The 369-nt window shown below is 67.2% G+C and carries 1 protein-coding gene; it reads left to right on the top strand.

What is annotated here, in order from left to right:
- Positions 1–75: 75 nt before the first annotated feature.
- Positions 76–369 (top strand): DUF2867 domain-containing protein (locus EN850_RS34265; protein WP_136092988.1); only part of this gene is annotated, 294 nt, incomplete at its 3' end.

Raw genomic sequence — 369 nt, 5'->3', positions numbered from 1 at the left:
CGGCAACCCGGTTTACCGCTTCGTAACCAGCCGCATCCTGCATTGGTAAGACAACGAGGGGCAGGGGCCGAAGCCGTGAGCACTGCGCAGGTGGTGACCGGCCCGCCAAGCGCGGGCAGTGTCCTGCGCCCACAGCTGGCCGGCGCCGACTTCGTGCATGCCTGCCAGGCAACGACCCATCGTGATGGACGCTCGGCCTTGCGGGCCTATCGCGATATGGCCGCGACCATTCCCGGCTGGTTCGATGGGCTGATGGCGCTGCGCAATCGCGGCATGCGCCTGCTCGGCATGAAGGACCTGGGCTCGTTGCGTGCGGTGCAGGGTGTTGCGGATCCTCAACCCGGGCAGCGGCTGGGCATCTTCACCCTA

This window comes from Mesorhizobium sp. M8A.F.Ca.ET.207.01.1.1 (assembly GCF_004794715.1).
Taxonomy (GTDB): Bacteria; Pseudomonadota; Alphaproteobacteria; order Rhizobiales; family Rhizobiaceae; genus Mesorhizobium.
Note: the sequence above shows the minus strand (reverse complement) of the source record. Positions and strands in the feature narration are given on the sequence as shown.